At 38.2% G+C, this 22,169-nt stretch carries 16 protein-coding genes; 13 read left to right on the top strand and 3 right to left on the bottom strand.

The window, feature by feature from the left end; translation table 11 throughout:
- Positions 1 to 6 precede the first annotated feature (6 nt).
- From K0R77_RS14260 to K0R77_RS14275, 4 genes are all read left to right on the top strand, one after another.
- Positions 7 to 2,466 carry a glycoside hydrolase family 3 N-terminal domain-containing protein gene (locus K0R77_RS14260; protein ID WP_300353687.1) on the top strand — a complete coding sequence of 820 codons (2,460 nt, stop codon included), beginning with the start codon at positions 7 to 9 and terminating at the stop codon, positions 2,464 to 2,466.
- 1,139 nt (positions 2,467 to 3,605) lie between these two features.
- The gene (locus K0R77_RS14265) at positions 3,606 to 5,318 is read left to right on the top strand and encodes an FAD-dependent oxidoreductase (protein ID WP_300353690.1); all 1,713 of its coding nucleotides are present in this window, start codon (positions 3,606 to 3,608) and stop codon (positions 5,316 to 5,318) included.
- 235 nt (positions 5,319 to 5,553) lie between these two features.
- Positions 5,554 to 7,494, top strand: coding sequence for a LodA/GoxA family CTQ-dependent oxidase (locus K0R77_RS14270; RefSeq protein ID WP_300353695.1), 1,941 nt, complete (start codon positions 5,554 to 5,556; stop codon positions 7,492 to 7,494).
- Entirely contained in the window at positions 7,491 to 8,612 is a 1,122-nt protein-coding gene (locus tag K0R77_RS14275; RefSeq protein WP_300353698.1) for an NAD(P)/FAD-dependent oxidoreductase, read from the top strand. The genes K0R77_RS14270 and K0R77_RS14275 overlap by 4 nt, the downstream gene beginning before the upstream one ends.
- Before the next feature lie 375 nt (positions 8,613 to 8,987).
- Here the strand turns inward: K0R77_RS14275 and K0R77_RS14280 are convergent, their stop codons facing one another.
- From K0R77_RS14280 to K0R77_RS14290, 3 genes are all read right to left on the bottom strand, one after another.
- Complete coding sequence (locus tag K0R77_RS14280) at positions 8,988 to 11,069, bottom strand: M13 family metallopeptidase (RefSeq protein WP_300353700.1); 2,082 nt, start codon at positions 11,067 to 11,069, stop codon at positions 8,988 to 8,990.
- A 106-nt stretch (positions 11,070 to 11,175) separates the two neighbouring features.
- On the bottom strand, positions 11,176 to 12,129 hold the full coding sequence (locus K0R77_RS14285) for a helix-turn-helix transcriptional regulator (RefSeq protein ID WP_300353702.1): 954 nt from the start codon (positions 12,127 to 12,129) through the stop codon (positions 11,176 to 11,178).
- Positions 12,130 to 12,197: 68 nt separating this feature from the next.
- Positions 12,198 to 12,746, bottom strand: coding sequence for a TetR/AcrR family transcriptional regulator (locus K0R77_RS14290; RefSeq protein ID WP_300353704.1), 549 nt, complete (start codon positions 12,744 to 12,746; stop codon positions 12,198 to 12,200).
- 213 nt (positions 12,747 to 12,959) lie between these two features.
- Between K0R77_RS14290 and K0R77_RS14295 the strand changes: the two genes are divergently transcribed.
- The 9 genes from K0R77_RS14295 (at position 12,960) to K0R77_RS14335 (ending at position 22,159) form a co-directional block, all read left to right on the top strand.
- The gene (locus K0R77_RS14295) at positions 12,960 to 14,024 is read left to right on the top strand and encodes an NAD(P)-dependent oxidoreductase (protein ID WP_300353707.1); all 1,065 of its coding nucleotides are present in this window, start codon (positions 12,960 to 12,962) and stop codon (positions 14,022 to 14,024) included.
- Positions 14,025 to 14,042: 18 nt separating this feature from the next.
- Entirely contained in the window at positions 14,043 to 14,468 is a 426-nt protein-coding gene (locus K0R77_RS14300) for a DUF2141 domain-containing protein (protein WP_300353710.1), read from the top strand.
- A gap of 513 nt (positions 14,469 to 14,981) precedes the next feature.
- On the top strand, positions 14,982 to 15,137 hold the full coding sequence (locus K0R77_RS14305) for a hypothetical protein (protein WP_300353713.1): 156 nt from the start codon (positions 14,982 to 14,984) through the stop codon (positions 15,135 to 15,137).
- A gap of 2 nt (positions 15,138 to 15,139) precedes the next feature.
- Entirely contained in the window at positions 15,140 to 15,310 is a 171-nt protein-coding gene (locus K0R77_RS14310; RefSeq protein ID WP_300353716.1) for a hypothetical protein, read from the top strand.
- A gap of 11 nt (positions 15,311 to 15,321) precedes the next feature.
- Positions 15,322 to 15,480 (top strand): aldo/keto reductase, encoded by a 159-nt coding sequence (locus K0R77_RS14315; RefSeq protein WP_367182747.1) that lies wholly within the window; start codon positions 15,322 to 15,324, stop codon positions 15,478 to 15,480.
- 157 nt (positions 15,481 to 15,637) lie between these two features.
- A complete protein-coding gene (locus K0R77_RS14320) occupies positions 15,638 to 15,841 on the top strand; it encodes a hypothetical protein (RefSeq protein WP_300353719.1) in 204 nt (67 codons plus the stop codon).
- 71 nt (positions 15,842 to 15,912) lie between these two features.
- Positions 15,913 to 18,681: a substrate-binding domain-containing protein gene (locus tag K0R77_RS14325; RefSeq protein ID WP_300353722.1), complete on the top strand. Its 2,769-nt coding sequence runs from the start codon at positions 15,913 to 15,915 to the stop codon at positions 18,679 to 18,681.
- A 512-nt stretch (positions 18,682 to 19,193) separates the two neighbouring features.
- On the top strand, positions 19,194 to 20,504 hold the full coding sequence (locus tag K0R77_RS14330; protein WP_300353725.1) for a sugar porter family MFS transporter: 1,311 nt from the start codon (positions 19,194 to 19,196) through the stop codon (positions 20,502 to 20,504).
- A gap of 98 nt (positions 20,505 to 20,602) precedes the next feature.
- Complete coding sequence (locus K0R77_RS14335) at positions 20,603 to 22,159, top strand: glycoside hydrolase family 32 protein (protein ID WP_300353727.1); 1,557 nt, start codon at positions 20,603 to 20,605, stop codon at positions 22,157 to 22,159.
- The last annotated feature ends 10 nt before the right edge of the window (positions 22,160 to 22,169 follow it).

Here is a 22,169-nt window from a genome sequence, read left to right on the forward strand (position 1 = left end):
AGAATTATGAAGAAGAATATATCAACGCTGATAGGACTTTCTCAGAAAGCAAAATATTCAGGATTATTCCTGGCTTTATTGACTGCATCGCCGTTTGCGAATGCTCAGACTAAAAATGCAACAGTAACGGTTGACGGAAAAACATTTAAAGATTCCAACAAAAACGGAAAATTAGATGTTTGGGAAGACACACGTCTTTCGGTGAACAAAAGAATCGATGCCATCATCAAGCAAATGACCAACGAAGAAAAAGTAAATCTTCTCATCGGAACCGGAATGCCCGGTATTGAAGTGCTGACAGGTCCTGTCGGAGATTCAAAACAAGGTTTGGTTCCCGGAGCAGCTGGTGGAACGGATTCTTTTGACAGATTCGGGATTCCTGCAACGATTGTTGCGGATGGACCTGCAGGTTTGAGAATTCAGCCGACAAGAGATAATGATTCAAAAACATATTATGCAACGGCTTTTCCTGTTGGGACAGCTTTGGCTTCAACCTGGAATAAAACATTGTTGGAGCAGGTTGGAAAAGCAATGGGAAATGAAGTGAAAGAATACGGTGTTGACGTACTTTTAGCGCCGGCTCTGAACATCCAGAGAAATCCATTGAACGGAAGAAACTTCGAATATTATTCGGAAGACCCATTAATTTCAGGGAAAACTGCGGCAGCCATCGTTAATGGAATCCAGTCTCAAGGTGTGGGAACTTCCATCAAACATTTCGCCGCGAATAACGAAGAAACCAACCGTTTGACTATCAACGCTCACGTTTCCGAAAGAGCGATGAGAGAATTATATCTGAGAAATTTTGAAATTACCGTTAAAGAATCTCAGCCTTGGACAGTAATGTCGTCTTACAACAAAGTGAATGGCGTTTACACATCAGATTCAAAAGATTTACTGACTCAGGTTTTGAGAAACGAATGGGGTTTCAAAGGTATCGTAATGACCGATTGGTTTGGCGGTTTTCCGGGATTTGAATCGATTAGAAGCGGCGGAATTTCTGATGTCGTAAAACAAATGAATGCAGGAAACGACTTATTAATGCCTGGAATTCCTGCACAGAAAAAAGTCTTGCTGGAAGCTTTAAACTCAGGGAAATTATCTCAGGAAGTTGCGAATCTGAATGTAAAAAGAATCTTGGAATATGTTTTCAAAACACCGACTTTCGCACAGTACAAATACAGTGACAAGCCAAATCTAGCTGAACACGCAGAAGTGACGAGAAACGCTGCAACAGAAGGAATGGTCTTGCTTAAAAATGAAAAAAATGCTTTGCCTTTTGCCAACAAACAGAAAGAAGTTTCTTTATTCGGAGTGACATCTTATGCTTGGATTACAGGCGGAACAGGAAGCGGAAGTGTGAACAACAAACACACAGTTTCTTTATTGGAAGGTTTAAATGCAGCTGGCTACAAATTAGACAAAGAACTGGTTGATTTATATAAACCTCACGCTGAAAAAGAAGTTGCTGCCGAAAAAGAAAGAAGAAAAGCAAGAGGAATTTTAGCATTGCCAGAAAGACTTCCTGAAATGAAAATGGATGATATATTTATCGCTAAAAAAGCAGAAACTTCAGAAATTGCTTTCGTTACTTTAGGAAGAAATTCCGGGGAAGGTGGAGACAGAGTTGTGGATAATGATTTCAATCTGGCAACAGAAGAAATCGAAATGCTGGATAAAATCTGTAAAGCTTTCCACTCAAAAGGAAAAAAAGTGGTTGTAATCCTGAATATCGGAGGTGTAATTGAAACGGCTTCCTGGAAAGATAAAGTGGATGCCATTTTATTAGCTTGGCAACCTGGTCAGGAAGGCGGACATTCTGTAGCAGATGTAATCTCAGGAAAAGTAAATCCTTCAGGAAAACTGACAATGACTTTCCCAGTAAATTACGCGGACCACGCTTCAGCAAAGAATTTCCCTGGAATTCCTGCGGATAATCCGAAAGATGTGACGTATCAGGAAGGTGTGTATGTTGGATACCGTTATTTCAATACATTTAATGTAAAGCCTTCTTACGAATTCGGTTATGGTAAGTCTTATACAGATTTCGCTTATTCGAATATTAAAACCAATTCTAAGACTTTTAATAACAAATTAGAAGTTACAGTTGATGTAAAAAATACCGGAAAAGTTGCCGGAAAAGAAATTGTAGAATTATACCTTTCTGCTCCGAATCAATCTATTGACAAACCAAAATCTGAGTTGAAAGCGTACGCAAAAACCAAAGATTTGAAACCGGGAGAATCTCAAACGATTACTTTGACTCTTAATCCGAAAGATTTGGCTTCATTTGAAACCGCAAAATCGGCTTGGATTGCAGAAGCCGGAAATTACAAAGTTTCTGTAGGTGCATCTTCTCTGGATATTAAGCAGACTGTAGATTTTTCTCTTCCGAAAGAACTGACTGTTGAAAAAGTACAACACATTTTCCCTGCTGATAAGAAATTTGAAGATTTGAAACCTTAGTTAATTTAGACAATTATATATTTGAATTCCCAACTGTAAAAAATCCTGAAATCTTATTAGGTTTATAATTTAGTTTGCTGTTTATATAGTAAATTTTAGTACTTCGCTAAAAAAAATGGTACATTTAAGTTTATTATAGCCTAAAATTATTAATAACTGTTTCTTTTAAGAAACAGTTATTTTGGGTTTGATATTTCTAAAATAAGCCAGATTATGCAATCCATTTTTTACGACAAACACTATATGGAGTTACTACTTTTATTAGGTCACGGTTCTATATTTTTTATCTTTAAGAGTATATGAAAGGTCAGAAAAAATCACAGTTTAGAAATTGACGTCCCTTTTTTGAGAATTATTTGAATCAGAGTTTTCAGGTTAAAACAGCAAACAGGTCTGGTTTTTTGATATTATCTATATAAGGTCTGGCTGTATCTCATTACAGTTATTGATTTGTTTCACAGTGTGTTTGTTGAGCGAAAACAATGAAGCTCAGAACACCAATATTACTGCCTTGAAAATGGCACTGCTTCACCGTCTTTCGGGATCAAAATAGTTTTATCTTCATTGAGGCTGTCGAATCTTGATTTCAGCTTTAGGAAATTTAAACATAAAAGAGTATCAAAATTTAAGGTTTTAATTAATCTAAAAATGTAGTATAAAGATTATATAAATTTTGTCTCAAAAATTGTTGCAACTTTAAATCTAATTTATGCTCATTGGAAAGACCTAAATCCACTTTCGTAGCCTCCAATATAATATTTAAGCTGATGTGTGATTTAAAATGTATATTTTGTAGTTTTATATCTTATAAATTAGTATTTTTAAACTTCAAAACTAAAACCATGCTCAAAATAACACTCTCTTTAACTATTGAGGTCCTTAAGGGCTTTCGTAGAACTTTCGGCTTGAAAGAGCCACTCTCCATCCATTCATATCTATTTTCAGCTTCTCATAGAAGGGGTTGTAGGCTGGAAAATGCTTCATAAAAAACAGATTGCGATACACATTGATAATACATCTTTAATGAGTATGCCACTGTCGTAAAATATTAAAACTAATAACCATTAAACCACCATTTCATGAAAGCAACGTTGCTTAACATCATGGAGATATTAAAGAAATATCTCCCCCAGGACAATATGCCGGAAATATTGTTTGACTCGCCTTTAACAAATAAAGAGTACAACGACAAAAGGCAGATATTCAATACCTACTTCCAATTCCGGCCGACGGCAATTGTATTCTGTACCAACACAGAACAGGTCTCGGAGGTCATTAAATGCATCAGACAGTACAATTACACTGGTCCCTTAAGAATCCGCTCTGGCGGTCATGATCATGAAGGGGAATGCTCGGCAACTGATGCCCTCGTAATAGACCTTTCAAAAATGACAACGGTCGATATTGAGGCAGAACTCAATTATGCAACCATCCAGCCCGGCATCATGTTTATCGACCTGATTAAACAGATGAACGCCAAGAATGTAGGATTACCGCATGGCACGTGCTATTCTGTACGCATTGCAGGATTTACATTTGGCGGCGGGTGGGGACCATGGACCCGCCAAAAGGGAATGGGATGCGAAAGTCTTGCCGGTGTAACGATTGTATTGGGCGATGGCTCGTACCGGACAATCATAGATAATAAGCTTATCCCGGAATATCAAGGTCATCCGGTTGCAGATCTTAATGAAGAAGACCGCAAACTTTTGTGGGCATTACGCGGCGGCGGTGGTATGAGTTACGGTATTATTACTGAACTCATTTATAAAACATTCACAATGCCTGATTATACAACTAAATTCACCGTTGCATGGGAGCAAAAATTTGGACAAGATATTCCACCTGCTGTTGACATACTTAAACGTTGGGAAGAGCTTATAGGATATAACGAAAACCTTGACCTACTGGGTACAAACCTTAAAGTAGTAGCCAAATTCAAAGATGTACAGGATACAACTCCGGTAGAAAAATCTTTGCATGATTGCTATTTCTACGGATATTACATGGGTAGTAAAGACAAGTTCCAGAACCAGCAGGATTTTGAAGCAAATCTGAGAAAAATCATTGAAGAAAATTGGTTTCCGGAGAATCAGTTTGGACAGTACAATGTTAATTTTGAAGACAGCATCGAGGCGATATTGTCCAATAATGTTACCAATAGCTCCGGTAAACTGACAGCCGTACCTGATGGCAACAGACGACAATGGAGCACATTCTCAGCTTGGGACAGAATTGTGAAATGGAATACAGAGCAGGATAAACATCCGCTGTTAGAAGGTTTATATGACATCGATTACTTACCTCATCATTTCCAGGCTATTCCACCTGAAATAGACAAACCTGCCCCACATAAAATCACTTCAAGGTTTGCTATGGTTACAGATGATGAAAAACTTGCCTCGCAAAGAAGAATTCAATTGATAGAAAGTCTTGAATCAAATCTTTTAGCTACTGAAGGTGAAAATCAAGGCATGAATACCTATTTTACTTTGGGAGCTATTACCGGGGCATATTATCGGGATTATGATTTTTATGCGAACCAATTTCCGGAGGGAAGTTCTTTTGCGTATAAAAAATGTTTCTACACCATCCAATATCAAGCCTGGTGGGACAATGACGGCATTGAAAATCCGAAAGTACAACCCTACGTTAATCGTGCTATAGATTGGTTAGAGGTATGCAGGAATTATGAGATACCTGCAACCTACGGCGCTTTCATTAGTTTTAAAGACGACAGCATTCCGACACATGTTTATTTTCAGGAAAGTTATGACAGGCTTAAAGAAATAAAAGAAACCTATAGTAAAGACCCAAATAATATACTCAGTAGCAGAAAAACGATTATCTGATAAAATAAAATACCATAGGTAAACTCAATATAAGCTTTCCCAAAAGTCAATCTTAGGAAGATAGCCAGTACATTTTAGGTTTTTGCACAGCAGTTTTTCTTTGTCTCTATATTAAGGAATGTATTCGGTAAAGTGAATAATATTCCAGATTTACGGCTTTAGGGATGCTTATATGTTTGCTTCTTTTGATTAAGCAAATAAACAATAAAATTCAATAACCAAAAACATACACGACATGTCTGAAATCAAACAAGTAATCATCCATCCGGCAATAGGAGTTGCCCGGGTAGGTAACAGTCCAAAGGAATATTTTCTTTTGCCAGACCTCATTAACGAGCCAATCACTGATCCTGGCAACTTCCGGGATAGCGAGGGGCGTATTAAGCGTCAGGCGGCTCGTTTCCGGCTTTATGGTGCAGATGAGCACGGTAATATCATCCGGGAACTTACTGCAGAAGATGGCGATATAACCTGGACCGTACATGTGGCCAATAAAAAGGCAGCATGGTACAATTTCGATCTTGCCTTGGATATACCCCAGGCTACAGGTGCTTTCTCCGGATACCCACCGGTGGAAAGTACCTTGCGCAATGTAACTATCAGTGATGCCGACCGGTCCAGGCTTGTGATTGATGGAGGTGTGGTGGCGATCTCCGGAATTAATACTAACTCCGATGGCAATGACCAGGACTTTGCATTTGACAAGGGTACTTTTTATTCCCCAGATGGTAAGGATACACCGGTTTACCTTGGTGAGCTGCGTACGGACAACAACGGCTGTCTGCTTTTCCTGGGTGGTTATGGTCTGTCTGCATCTTACGACAATGAGAGTGCAGTTACCTTTGCTAATAATGATACATGGCATGACGATACTTCAGACGGACCGGTTGACGCAAAAATCAAGCTTAAAACGGGAGAAATATTCGAAGCTACTGGTGCATGGGTGCTTACTGCACCGCCCGATTATTCGCCAGGGGTACAGGCGTATGTGACAGGTTATGACCTTCTAGCACAAACGGCTAGTGATATGGGTCAATCCGTGTTGCCAGCAATTCCGGAATTTTGGGAGCATATTTATCCACTGCTAGAGCGTATGCCGCTCAATGGTTGGGTAAATGCTGGTATTTTTAAGCAAAATGGCTGGGGAAGTCCGGGTAATCTCTCAACACCTGAAATGGTAGCAAAGCTTTCAGATGTATCTAATCACTATTTTGAGCTGCGACAGGCTATTTTTCGCCAGTTCCGTAATCCTGATTATTTAACCATGCAGGCAGAACTTTTCCCACCTGTTTATGGTGATGGACTGCAGAGTTTTAAAAGCAGCGATACCGACCCGCGTAATTTTATGGCCATTATGCCATTCCAATACGAATACTTAAAGCAATGGGCAAATGGCAATTTTACTCTGGGAAATAGGCCTGGAACTAGGAGCTGGAACGACATCGCTCCAGCGGAACAAGCTGCCCAGCTAGACCGTACATCGCTTGATGAGACCATCGGAGGACCTTTCCATCCGGGATGCGAGTTTACTTGGCCGATGCGGCAACCAATACTGTATTCGGCACCATTCCGAATCAAGCGCCGGCTCGATGATCCACTGACATATGGACCGGTACTTAATTCACAGATCGCACTGGAGATCGGCGGACCTTTGGATGGCTCGGCTGCAGGGGACATCACTAAATGGATGGCAGTACCCTGGCAAACGGATACTTCCAGCTGCCTAAGTGGCTATGTAGGCATTATGGGTCAGTATGTACCAACCTTTTGGCCGGTCCGGGTGCCAAATGATGTGCTTACGGAAGCCGATTACGAGGTAATGATGAATGAAAATGCTAGCCTGGAAGAGAAGAATGCTGCTTTCAGCAATCGAGTTAAGTGGCTTCGTGGTATTGTGTATCAGTACGGTTATCCTCCTGTAAAAGTAAGTCCCTATACCAAAGGCATCAACGATTTTATAAATCAGTGGCCTGATGTGGGTATCCTCATCCAGAAAGAGGGAACTGGTGATGCCAACTTCCCCGATAAGATGTGGGTAGAAAATGGACGAACAATAGGAGAAGAGCAGGTTGCTGCGGAAGCAATGTTGATGGCTGCTCCAGAGCAGGAACAACCAGCTGAAGATTCAGGCTACTTATGGATGGTAGAGCGGGCAGAAAAGAGAAAGAGAGGATGATAGCAGACGTGCTGATTATAGGTAACGGCCCTGCCGGATTGGCCTCGGCGATCACTTTACGGCAGCATGGTGCCTCGGTAGTTGTGTTGCATCGGTCCGTCGATGCAACACATACTATCCGGGCGGGAGAAAGCCTCGCAGCTTCCGCCCGATATTCACTCATGGAACTTGACTTATGGGATGACTTTTTAGCTACAGAGCATTCACCATGTTATGGCAATTCTTCTTGCTGGGGAGATGACCGGTTGTTCTTCTATGATTTTATTCAATCATCATTCGGAGAGGGTTGGTATGTGAATCGTACGGCTTTTCAGTCTATGCTTCTTCAAAAAGCAGTAGCGGCCGGAGTCAGGTTCATCGAAACGAACCGTACTTTTGGGCTCGTAAGGGAAGATATGTGCTGGCAATACACGGAAGGTCATTCCCACATCAAAGCCGCTACAATAATCGATGCCAGTGGCAGGAACAGCTGGCTGAGCAGGCAACTTGGTATAAGACGCATTCGCAGGGATAATCAGATAGCGGTGGTCAGCTTGCTGGCCTCCTCTAATCCCTTAAGGAGTCAACAAAGTCTTATTGAAGCAGTTCCCGATGGCTGGTGGTATGTTTCGAATGGTGGAGAAGGAAAGGTTGTTCGTATCTTTTTTACAGATCCTGACCTGCATGACCGGGCAGACTGGCTGGATCCCATGTATTGGTGCAGGAAGAGCATGCAAACGCACTTTGTAAAGCATCGGGTGCCAATAAGTCGTTACAGCGACATATTGCCTCTACAATATACTTCAGCAGGAAGCCATCACTTGGAATCTTATGCTGGTGAAGGTTGGCTGGCGGCGGGCGATGCAGCCTGTGCGTTCGATCCATTGTCGTCCCATGGTATCGCTTTTGCTCTGCGTAGTGGCATTGATGCGGGCCTTGCTGTAAGAGATGTATTGGCGGGTATTTCAGAAGCAGGAAATCATTATGATCAGAAGATCCAACTCGCCTTCCGTTTGTACGGAGAGCAACGTGCAGACCTCTACCGAAAGGAAACCCGTTGGACAGACCACCCTTATTGGGTAAGAAGACAAGAAGAGCAAAAGCCAACAGTTGCTAAAGGCGGTATGATCATAGAATAAAAACAGGAAGGTTTAGCTATTAGTTTTATCAAAATTGTTGGTGTAATTTCGAAGGTTGGTCAGTTTCAGCATTTAGATAGGACTAAAAGAAACCCGAAAGCTCTTGATTTTTAGGCAGGAAATTCTTGCGAGATAATTGCCGATTATGCCTTCTCCTCTGGTTGATAAATTAAAATAAACTAAAACGCTGTAAACATCATTGCTTACAGCGTTTTTTGTTTTTACGCTAGTATCAAAAAAGAAATGGCAGAAGAAGCAATTGGAGAAAAGCATTTTTCATAATTTTATTTAATATTAATCCTACCTCGAAACTTTGAATCAAAGATATCTAAAATACAGAAGGAATAATAAATTGCTTTACGTAAACCGATGTATTTACCAGATGCGAACTCTTTCTGTAGGTCTAATATAAAGTTTATCTTTTTTAGTGATATTAAAAGCTTTATACCAGGCATCAATGTTTCTTACAACACCATTTACACGGTAGGATGCAGGTGCATGATAATCCTGTGTTATGACTCTACGATAAGCTTCCGGCGTATAAAGACTACGGTTGACTTGTGCGAATGATAAAAAATAGCGTTGATCCGGTGTATACCCATTTAAGTTTTTTACATGATCGGGATGCTCTTTGCGGTACAGCTGATAGGCTTCATAGGCAACGGTCGCTCCGGTCAGATCACCTATATTTTCTCCCAAGGTTTGTTTTCCGTTGATGTGAAGTCCGTCCAGAGGCGAAAAACTATCATATTGTTCGATAAGAAGTTGAGTCCGGCTTTCAAATTGTTTTCTTGTCTTTTGAGTCCACCAGTCACGCATTACACCATTGCCGTCAAATTGAGATCCCTGATCGTCAAAACAGTGACCCAACTCGTGTCCGATTATGGCGCCGATAGCACCAAAATTAACTGCAGAATCTGCATATGGATCAAAGAATGCGGGCTGCAATATACCCGCCGGAAATTCTATCGAGTTGTACAGTTTACTGCTGGTTGCATCTACAGTCTGTGGGATCTGATACCAATCTTTGCTGGAAAAAGGTTTTTCTAAAAGAGATCGTTCATAGTCCCAATTTGCCTTTGCAATGAGTTGTTCATTGGCAACAGGATTCTTTATATCAAATCTTAATGACGAGTAATCACGCCAAACTTCAGGATATCCGATTCTTACAGTAACAGCCTCTAGTTTGGCTATTGCTTCTTTTCTGCTGCTTTCATCCAACCAATCCAGTTTTTCTATCCTGATTGCGAACGCTTTACGAATATATTCTACCAGATCCTTAATTTTTTCCAGATATTCCGAAGGAAAATACTTTTCTACATATAGCTTACCGATTAACTGTCCCAAACGGTTATTGACATACTGAATTGATTTTTGTTCTCTGGGGACATCGCTGTTGATACCACTTAATTTGGTACCATAAAAATCAAAATGATTTTTCCGAAACTCTTCGGGCAAAATAGTAGAGTGGTTGACGATCCAATGAAATGCTAAATATGATGACCAGGTATTGATAGAGGTATTTGCAAATAATGCGGCTTTTGCCTTTATTGCTGAATCTGCCTGCAGGATCACATTGCTTATTTCATCAACCTGTCTTTCCTTTAAAAATATTTTCCAGGGAAAACCGGGAGCATAGCTATTCAATTCAGAAACAGGCATTACGTGTGAGTTGATTTTGCTATCACGCATTTGTGAGGGTGTCCACTGTAATTCCGCTAATTTAGTTTCAATTTCAAGGATGTCATCGGCGCGTTTATCGGCATTTTTAATTCCTGCAAGCTGAAAAGTACGGATGATATATTCTTTATATGCTTGGCGATACTCTGGGTAAGTGCCGTCTTTTTTTGTATAATATTCCGGTGAAGGTAAACCGATACCACTTTCGTTGAGTGTTACCAGAAATTTGCTTCTATCCGTCAGATCCGGTCCCGTATGAATAGCAATTATTGAAAAAGATTTTGGATTAGCCATCCATTTTGCGATACCTTCATAACTGTTTAAGGATAGGATATTTTCAAGGTCCTTCTGAATCGGCAGCAATCCAAGTTTATCCATATTATGAGTATCAAGATAGCCTAAATAAACTGCATTTACCTGTTTCAAGGAAGAATTATCGGTTGAAGCTGTTGCCTTTGATCCTGCACGAATAATATCGGCTAATTGTTTGTTGATTTTATCTTTAGCTTCAATATAGCTGTTAAATCCTGAAGCTCCTGCCGGAATTGTAGTTGACTTCAGCCAACCATCATTCACGTATGTATAAAAGTCTGTACCGGGAGATACTGACTTGCTTATGAATTGGGTTTCAACTCCCCATTCTCCAAAAGTAGCTTTACCCGTATGGGATTCATATGTTTGCGCATCAATATAGAATAGGGATGGCATTAAAATAAACATTATAAGTTTTAATTTTCTTTGCCCTGAAACAGAAAATTCTGTTTTGTGAGATCTCATATGCAAATTTGGAAATAAGGTTGGATTGATCATCTTATTATTGATTATAAGTTGACTAAATTACCACAACATTTATAGCTGTGATTGTACAAATGCGAACAACGAATTATTTTTTTATTGTAAGCAGATAATCTTCTTTTATGAAATTTTTTGGTGTTGTTTTGATAAAAGAAGCAAATGTACGGTTGAAGTGCGGTTGATCATAATAGCCATTTGAAAGAGCCAATTGAGCCATAGTTAAAGAAAAAAAATTGGGGTAGACCATATCATCTAAAGCTTCTCGTACATTGATAATACGAATTAAAAACTTTGGACTTATGCCTATGAATTTTTTAAATAATTTCTGAAGTTGACGTACAGAACAATTCATTGACTGTGCTAAAGATGAAACGGTTATATTTCCTTTGCTGGCAATAATTATTTGTGTGCTTTCAATGATCAAAGCTGTATTACTGTCAGTTTTGAAAAAAGGAACAAAAGCTGTCGCAATGTATTTACATATTAATCTGTTGCTTAGACCAATCATCATATTTAAATCTAAAGTTTTCAGCCTTGCTATTTCATCAGCAGGGCAAATATGATCAGTAAACAAATAAGCATCTGAAATTCCAAAATGTACCGGCGTCCAGGGAAAAAGCTGAATCATCGTTGCCTTTGTTCCGGAATAGATATCAATATACATGGTCTCGGTAATTTGACCACAGAAATAAATTCCCTCTGATAATTTCTTGCTCTGATTTTTATGCCTTATATTTAATCCTTCTCCCTGAACAATTGCTATGGTAAAACAGCCATTAGGCGGAACACCTTTGTTTAATATTGAGGGTTGATCCTCTTGGTTATTTAGAATCCAGAGCTTCTTGATAAAATGAGCAATGCTGCCATTTACATAATACTCTTGATAGATCGGATTCATTTTGTATGACTTTTCTATTGTAAAACTATAAAAAAAGAATCTGATATCTATGAAATTAATTATTTTTAATATTAATTGTTTTCCAGCAATAACTGTAGAATGGATACCTTCAGAGATCGTGGAAAAATATTGCTTTTGATACAAAATAAAAATTGTCTGGAAAATACTTTTATTTTGATTTAAATAGCCCAACGAGTCATTATTGATTTTCCCTATAATCTATTAAGTTTATTGACCAGATAACTGATCATTTGTGCGACACTTTCGGCAGGGTGAGCAAAATCATTTTCGACCCAATTCTTAATCACTGCGATGCTCCCTTTCTCTCCGAACTGATAGGCCATTTCAACAAAGGGTTGTGTTTCCGGGCTCAGTTCAATTTGATCTTCTACCGGGAAATAATTCCGGACATTCGTCAAGATACGAGATAAAATTCCGCCTCCATCGCCTTTTGTGAAAACTATTTTGCTCATCTCTTTGTCATTTTCCAGCAGTTGGCAGCTAAGCAATATCACCTCGTCCATTTTGTAGCTCTTGCGTAAGACAGCCGATAATTTTTCAAATACTTCCTCTTCCAGCTCCAGGAGTATATCCAGCGGAATCGTATAATGCCGATAAAATGAATTTCTATTGACATCCGCTGTTTTACATAATTCCGTGATAGAGATCTGAATCAATTCTTTCTCCCTCAACAAGTCAAACAATGCCTCTCGCAATACTTTTTTGGTATACTGAACCCTGCGGTCTTTTCTTAATTCCATCTTAATTTTTTTTACTTCCGCTACAAAATCACACACTTTTGCTCCGTATTGTACAGAAATCACCAGTTTGCTACATTAATTCAATTCGTGAGTAATAGTTTTACAAGGCGGTTTTAATAAAGCATCATGTTGGATAACGAACAAACTGTATAACAAATTTAAGTTTATTTTTTATGGATAACTTTAATAACATATCATCTTTAATCTAAAACAATGAAAAAGAGCATAGTTAATACAAAAAAAAGAATTCTTCTCACCGGTGCATCGGGAACGGTCGGTTTCGAAACTTTAAAGCGTTTGGTAAAAGATCCTAATTATGAAATTACTGTCTTTGATGTAAAGACTCCCAAATCAGTTAAAAAATTAACGCCTTTTCAAGGTCGTGTAGAGATTGTGTATGGTGATGTCGGCAGTTCTTCAGCGGTAGAAAAAGTAAGCCACAATAAGGATTTTACCATTCATTTGGCAGCGATCATTCCACCGCTTGCAGATACAGATCCCGAATTGGCCTATCGTGTCAATGTGTTGGGAACAGCAAATCTCATTCACGCTTTGGAAAAAAATTCACCTCAATGTCATTTGCTATTCAGTTCCAGCATTTCTGTCTACGGTGATCGCGTCAACAACCCGGAAATTTCCGTGACTGACCCATTGAAACCAAGTCCTGGTGATCAGTATGGTGAAACGAAGGTATTATGTGAGAAAGCGATTACACAGTCTAATTTGCCCTGGACGATCTTTCGTCTGGCTGCGATTATGGGTAACCATAAAATCTCTAAACTGATGTTTCACATGCCACTTGATACGCCCATGGAAATCTGTACACCACAGGATACAGGACGGGCTTTTGCCAAAGCAGTTGCTTTTAAAGTCCAACTTGAAAACCGGATTTTTAATTTGGGTGGAGGAGAAGATTGCGTTATTTTGTACCGCTCCTTTCTTGCAAAGATGTTTGATATATTTGGACTTGGCGAGGCTAACTTTCCTGAAAAAGCATTTGCAGAAAAGAATTTTCATTGCGGGAGAATGTCTGATGGTGGTCGGCTGGAGGAAATCATCCGTTTTCGTAGACAGAATTTAGTCGATTATTTCGAGATGGTCAATAGGGAGGTTAATCCTTTTCAAAAGAAAATAACCTTTCTTTTTAGAAACTTAATTAAACGCTGGTTGCTTTTACAATCGGAACCTTACCAGGCATACCGAAATGGAAATGAAGCGGAAATAGAACATTTTTTCAACAGGAATGAAAAAAAAATGACAGAACCAGCTTATCAATAAACTTAAAAAACAGAACGTATGTTACAGAAAATAATAGGTATGGTACTCCTGATTACGATCAACACCACTCTTTTTGCACAATATCATTTTACGGTGGAAGTGTCTGATTTGGTTCCTGACAAAGGATATGTTTATCTTGGTATTTATAATAAGAAAGGAGGATTTTTAAAGGAAAAATCTACCGTTGCCAATGCTAAAGTAAAGGCAACGGGAAATAAAGTAAGCTACACATTCAAGGATCTGCCTGTCGGAGAATATGCGGTCGCGGTTTACCAAGATGTCAACAACAATGGCAAATGTGACCGAAATATGATCGGTTATCCTACCGAAGGATTTGGTTTTTCAAAGAATTACAGACCCAAACTTTCCGCTCCTTCATTTGATGATGTGAAAATTAATGTAAAGCAACCTACTAAAGCCAGTATTGCTTTAATGGGAAATTAAGTCTGTTTTCTTATTCCTATAGCTTGTTAAAATTCTATCTCGTACGAAAGAGACCAATTATCGGGATTCGAAAATGAAAAATTATAAAGCAATCTAGGTAGATTTTCTGAAACCTTATGTACTTTCATCTCAAAAAGTATAAAGATTCGTTATAACGCTACTTCCGATCGTATTTAAAATTAATAAGAAGGTCGAAGTCTAATCCTCTATATATTTTTTCTAATGTTTCTTTAGCTTCTCACAAAATAATACTGGCACTGACAATATCTGCGGGAAATACAAGTTCTGTCCCTGAACCGTTCTGAAACTTGAACACAATTGCGTTACAATGCCTCCCGTCTTCCGTTGCAAGATAGGTCAGTGCTTTGAAATGAGGTCTTTTTTTACAGTTTAAAAGAATGTTTGAAGATCTGACTACAACAATTACCAATTTGGACTACTTTCACACAACGGCAATCAGGAATTTTGTACTTGAAATTGAAGTCAGCTTTAGAAACAATTTAAAAAAGAATTATGCAAAAAAGAAAATTAGGAAGTAGTGGATTAGAAGTTTCCACATTAGACTTTGAATGTATGGGTTTAAACTTTTTGGACGGCAAAGGTCTTGATGAAAAAGAAGCCATAACGCTACTAGACAATGCAGTTGAAAGAGGGGTCACATTTTTTTAATATTGCACCCTATACCAACGAAGAAATTGTTGGCGAAGCATTACAAACCTTATAGAAAAGATGTGGTAATCGCTACAAAATTTGGTTGTAAAGATGCCAGACCGGCAGTAGGTTTAGACAGCAGATCCGAAACGATCAGAAGAATAGTAACCGAAGCATCTTTAAAAGATTAAAAACAGATTACATTGACCTGCTTTATCAGCACAGGGTTGACCCGAATGTTCCGATAGAAGATGTTGCAGGAACAGTAAAAGACCTGATACAAGAGGGCAAAGTAAAATATTCCGTTTATCGGAGACAAGTGTTAAAACGATTCGAAAAGCACATTCAATTCAACCTGTAACAGCATTTCTAAAGCAAAACAAATTGTTTCTCCACCGGAAGACCTGGAAAGCTATGAAGGTATTGCTTTATATTTCCATCCAGACTTTATCCGAAATTATCCTTTAGTAAAAACGATCACTCAATATGGCTTTTTCTCTTACGATGTTTCAGAAGCCTTGTTTTTATCTGCAAAAGAAAAGGAGATTATAGCCAATTTATTTGCTTCAATAGCCAACGAATTAGCCAACAATATTGACAGTTTCAACCAGGATGTTTTGGTGTCGCAGATGGAATTGTTATTGAATTACAGCAATCGTTTTTATAATAGCCAATCTATCAATCACGACATCATTACTCCTTTGGACAAACTAATATTTTGACACAAAAAGAATACAAAATACTATCATTAAAAATTGCCTGTCTGGAACATCTTTATTAATATTGTGTCAATATGTTACCAATAAAAATTTTGAAATTTTTCGGTTTTCTTAAGGCTTATAGAATGTTATTTCTTCTGTTTTTCCTTGTTTTTTTTTCTTGTAAAAAATCCCAGAAAACTTCAGACAAAATTACTATCGGGTTTTCACAAGGCTTGGGAAATCATCCGTGGAGACTGGCAATGAACCATTCTATGGAGATACAGGCATCACTTCATTCTGAAGTAGAGCTTAATATACAGAAAGCAGAAAGTTCAGTAAATAGACAGGTTCAGGATATACAAAAAATGATTGACCGTAAGGTGGATGTGATCATCATTTCACCCATTGATCCCGAATCCCTGGTTCCTGTAGTGGAAAATGCGACTGCCAAAAATATTCCGGTTATTTTGCTCGACAGGAAGATCAATTCACAAAAATATACGACCTATATCGGCGCAGATAACGTGGAGATTGGTAAAGAGGCGGCCAATTACATTCTTTCAGATTCCAAAATTGATAAAAAAGTAATCGAAATAAGAGGCGATGACCAATCTTCCCCAACCATAGAAAGAAGTCTCGGCTTTCAGGAAATCATCAGAAATAATCCCAATACAGATTTAATAAAAACATTTAGAGGCCTTCCCGCAGAATCTTTCAGGAAAACGCTGGATTCCTTGGGAAATCAAAGTTTGTATGTTTTTGCCTTTAATGATGAGCTTGCCGCCAATGCGTGGCAGGTTGCACGGAATGCCGGTTTGGAAAATCAAATCAAATTTATCGGCGTTGACGGACTGAATACAAAAGACGGCGGAATACAAATGGTTCTGGACGGAAAGCTGAACGCTACTTTACTGTATCCAACTGGGGGAGCAGAAGCCATCGAGACTGCAATTAAAATTCATAACGGTGTTGCCGTTCCCAAACGTATTAAACTCAGCACAACGATCATCGACAGAATGAATGCGGAAATTATGCGCAATCAGTTTGATAAAATCATCGAACAGCAAGGCGTTATAGAAAATCAGGTACATGCAGTTAAGAAACAGATCGAACTTTATTCTTCGCAAAAAGAATTGTTCCGATGGTCTGTAATATTGTTGATATTGATGTTTTGCCTGGTTGCCTATTCTATTTACCTTATTTATGCGATCAAGATAAAAAATAAGCAACTTACGCTTACCAATGAGAGAATTACCATTCAAAGAAACCAGATTGAAACCATTGCTAATGAGTTGAAAGACAGTAATGAAGCAAGAGTTAATTTTTTCACGGGATTATCTCACGAATTTAAAACACCCATTACTCTTATTCTCAGTTCATTGGAATCTTTGATGGATTCCGGCAAAACCAAAGGGATAAAACCATCCTACGAGTTGGAGCTTATTAATAAAAATTCCAACCGATTATTGCGATTAGTGGATAATTTATTAGATTTTAGAAAAATAGAAAGTCAAACTTTTAACCTAAGAGTTTCCAAGACGAATATTTACGATTTTACTTATGCAATTTTTCGTGATTTTGAAAATGAAGCTAAGAAAAGAAATATCAAATTCGAAATTCATTCACAGAACAAAAACCTTGAGCTCTATATCGACAGAAACCTGATGGATAAAGTGTATTTCAACCTTTTATCGAATGCTTTCAAATTTACGCCGGACAATGGAAAGATTGAAATCACGATTCAGGAAAAAGGAAATCAGGCGGTCATCAGTTTCAAAGATAATGGAATCGGAATCCCCGAAAAAGAAATCAGCAATGTCTTTGAAGCTTATTTCAAAGGCTCCAACAATAGAAAAAATAGTTCAGGAATCGGGCTTCATCTTAGCAGACAGTTTATTGAGCTTCATCTTGGGAAGATAGAAGTGAGCTCTTTTCAGGGAACAGAGTTTGTCATCAGTCTTTACAAGGGAAACAAGCATTTCAACGAAGACCAAATGGTGAAAGAGACCAGTCTCGCAGGTGCTGAAAGTCTTGTAACAGAAGCCGTTTTTGCGGGATTGGAAGATGAGACGATTACCCAAAATCAGGAATCTCAGGGCGAACGTTATTCACTTCTTTTGGTGGAGGATAATTCAGATTTGTCCTTCTTTTTAAGCAAAAAGCTACAGAATGAGTTTGAGGTGACGGTTTCTGACGGTACGGATGCGATTGATAGGGCATTGAGGGAAATTCCGGACGTTATCGTTTGCGATGTCAATCTTCCGGATAAAAATGGTTTTGAAATCTGTGAAATCCTAAAAAACGATCTTCGCACATCACATATTCCGGTCATTCTCCTGACAGCTCTTGACAATAAAGAATCTTATCTTCAAGGCTTGAAATCCGGCGTTGATCTTTATCTCACAAAACCTTTCAGTTACCCGATTCTGATACAGTCACTGCGTGCGTTGCTTTACAACCGCGAAAAACTACGTTATTATTATACAAACAATATCGGCAGAATTGTGGACAGCAAATCGTTCGGAAGCATAGAACAGACCTTTGTGAACAATCTGAACCAGTTGATCAAAACCAATATTGACAATCCTGATTTTTCAGTGGAAAATCTTGCAGACCTGCTCAATATTTCCAGAATTCAGCTTTATAGAAAGATAAAAGCAATGTTCGATGTTAATGTGAGCGATTATATCAACAATTTCCGTCTGGAACAAGCTAAATCAATGCTGCAAAATCCTGAACTGACGATTTCAGAGATTGCTTACAAAACCGGTTTTTCTTCCCCGAATTATTTCTCCACTGTTTTCAAGAATAAGTTTGGGATATCTCCGAATGCTTTTAGAAAGTCGGAAGGAAAGGAGTGATAAAGAAGTACGAAATTAAATGATCATATATTTACAATAGTAGAGTGACAAAATATGAGGCTCTAATTTATATTTAAAATCAATTTTCACATCTAATATTTTTACAATATTTAGCAGCAGTAATCAAACTGCTGCTTTTTTATTACGCTTTCTAAACAACGCACCTTCATCCGTACGAACAAACAGCTTTCTGAATGATTTATAATTCCTAAAAGTTCCTGACCTAAAAACTATACACCTTGACCCTTTTTTCGGTTAAAATTTTCATAACATTAATTGTTCTTAAACCATAAAAACACCAAAACACACGTAACATTTTTATAAAACAATGTTACAATTTTGTAACCTGATTAAACTTTAATAAAATTATTTAAATTTAAATAATTGATTTTCAATTAATTGTAATTAATTAACAAATAATTAACCTTGCCGAAATATTTAGTTACATAATTAAACCCTCGGATTGCCGCCTCGGGATATATTAGCCACAAACAAATAAATATTTTTAACAGATGAATAAAATTCTTATGTGGTCTATTACGGCAGCTTTGGCAGGATTTCTTTTCGGGTTTGATGTGGTAGTGATTTCCGGCGCAGACAAAAAATTGCAGACGCTCTGGAACAGCTCAGATGCATTTCACGGAGCAGTCGTAATGGGAATGGCATTGTGGGGTACAGTGATAGGCGCCATTTTCGGTGGAATACCAACTAATAAATTAGGACGTAAAAAAACGCTCTTGATCATTGGTGTCTTATATGCGTTTTCTGCTATAGGAACGGCACTTTCCAATGATCCTTATCTGTTTGCATTTTTCAGATTTATGGGTGGTTTGGGTGTTGGTGCTTCTACAATTGCTGCACCGGCTTATATTTCAGAGATTGCGCCTGCAAAAGACCGTGGCAGAATGGTTTCACTGTATCAATTTAATATTGTTCTGGGGATTCTGATTGCATTTTTATCAAATTATTTATTAAGCGGTATTGGCGACAACGACTGGAGATGGATGCTTGGTGTACAGGCAATTCCAGCTGCTATTTATACATTATGTGTATTCACCATTCCGGAAAGTCCAAGATGGCTGGTTTCCCAATCCAGAATTGAAGAAGCGAAAAAAGTGATGAAAATTCTGAGTCCGGATCAGGATTCTGAAACTTTGATCACCCAGATGGAAGATGACCACGCAGAATCACCAAAGGAAAATATCTTTATGAAAAAATACCGTTTTCCGCTGATGTTGGCTTTTCTCGTAGCCTTTTTTAATCAGATGTCGGGGATTAACGCATTCCTGTATTATGCACCAAGAATTTTTGGTGAAGCAGGTTTGGGTGAGAAAACAGCACTTCTCAGCAGTATAGGAATTGGTGTTGTGAATATGGTTTTCACTTTGGTTGGGGTCAACCTCATTGATAAAGTAGGGAGAAGAACACTGATGTATTTGGGTTCCGTAGGTTATATCATTTCTTTAGGATTGGTTTCTATGGCGTTTTATTTTCATTGGTCGGGATTGGCGATTCCAATTTTTCTGTTCCTCTTTATTGCTTCTCACGCTATTGGTCAGGGAACAGTGATTTGGGTATTCATTTCGGAGATTTTCCCAAATCATCTCCGGGCATCAGGACAGGCTTTCGGAAGTTCCACACACTGGCTTTTGGCAGCAATCATTCCATCCTTAATTCCTACATTATTTTCCACGATAGGAGCCGGGACCGTCTTTTTGGTCTTTACCGTTGCAATGGTATTCCAATTATTATTCGTGATGTTTATGATGCCGGAAACAAAAGGTATATCTCTTGAAAAATTAAGCAAGACACTGACGAAATAGATGTAAAAATCAATACAATCATCAGCAAGAACACCTATATAAATTGAATTGAATAATGTGTTTTAAATAACTCAAAAAATTCCTATTAAATAATCATAATGAAGAAAATCATATCAACTTTAATCATCGCTGCAACGTTTTATTCCGGGCTCAATGCACAGTCGGATGCGAAAACGTCTGAAGAGAAGCTTTACAGGCCCAACTATCACTTTACACCGAAAACAAATTGGATGAACGATCCAAACGGATTGTATTATTTAGATGGTCTTTATCATTTGTTTTTTCAGTATTATCCTGGTGGAAACAAATGGGGACCAATGCATTGGGGACACGCAACCAGCAAAGATTTGGTAAAATGGGAAGAACAGGAAGTTGCTTTATTCCCGGATCAATTGGGTTATATTTTTTCTGGAAGTGCTGTCGTAGATAAAAATAACACTTCTGGTTTTGGAGATGGAAAAAACATTCCAGTTGTAGCATTTTACACCTATCACGATCCGGTAAAGGAAAAAGAAAATAAATTGGATGTTGAAAGTCAGGCTTTAGCGTATTCTTTGGACAACGGTAAAACGTGGACGAAATATAAAAATAATCCTATAATTCAAAATCCAGGTGTGCAAGATTTCAGAGATCCGAAAGTGATCCGAGATGAGGTTCATCAGCAATGGATAATGAGTATTGCTGTGCACGACAAAACACAGTTTTATGCTTCTAAAAATTTAAAAGATTGGCAACTCTTGTCAGATTTTGGAAAAGATTTAGGTGCACACGGCGGTGTTTGGGAATGTCCGGATTTTTTTCCTATAAAAATTGAGGGAACACAGGAAACCAAATGGGTTTTAATTCAAAATCTTAATCCGGGTGGACCAAACGGAGGTTCTGGTGTCCAGTTTTTTGTGGGCGATTTTGATGGAAAAACATTTAAAACAGACGCTCTTTTTGCGAAGCAACTTGCAAAAGAAAAAGCAGTGTGGTTAGATTGGGGAATGGATAATTATGCAAGTGTATCTTTTGATAACGTCCCTGAAAATAAAAGAATAATCATCGGCTGGATGTCGAATTGGCTGTACGCACAGGAAGTTCCCACAGAAAAGTGGAGAAGCAGCAACACCATTGCAAGAGAAGTGAACCTTGTAAAAACGAAAGAAGGTTATATTCTTAAAAATGTACCCGTTTCTCAACTGGAAAAATACCAGGGAAAGAAAATTTCAAAAAATATTAATCTGAAATCATCCCAATCTATTTTTAAAAATAATGAAATCGACCTTACAAAAGCAGTAATTGATTTTGATTTTAAGAAAATGACGAGCGGTGTTTATACTTTTACTTTGAGTAATTCTTTAGGTGAAAAACTCACTTTTGGAATCGATAATAAAGAGAAATCACTTTTCATAGACCGTAGAAAATCGGGCAAAACCAATTTCAGTGATAAATTCGCAGAAAAGATTACTATAGCGCCGCTTTCAAAAACTTTAACACAAGGGAAATTTAAAATTTTAATAGATAAAACCTCTATTGAAATTTTCTTCAATAACGGTGAAAAGGTAATGACCGAGATCTTCTTCCCTAATGAAAACTTTTCGGAACTGAGCTTATCCACAGATACCAAAGGAAGTACTCTGAACATCACTGCTCATCAGATTAATATCAAATAAAAAAACTATA

The organism is Chryseobacterium sp. (genome assembly GCF_029240215.1).
GTDB lineage: Bacteria > Bacteroidota > Bacteroidia > Flavobacteriales > Weeksellaceae > Chryseobacterium.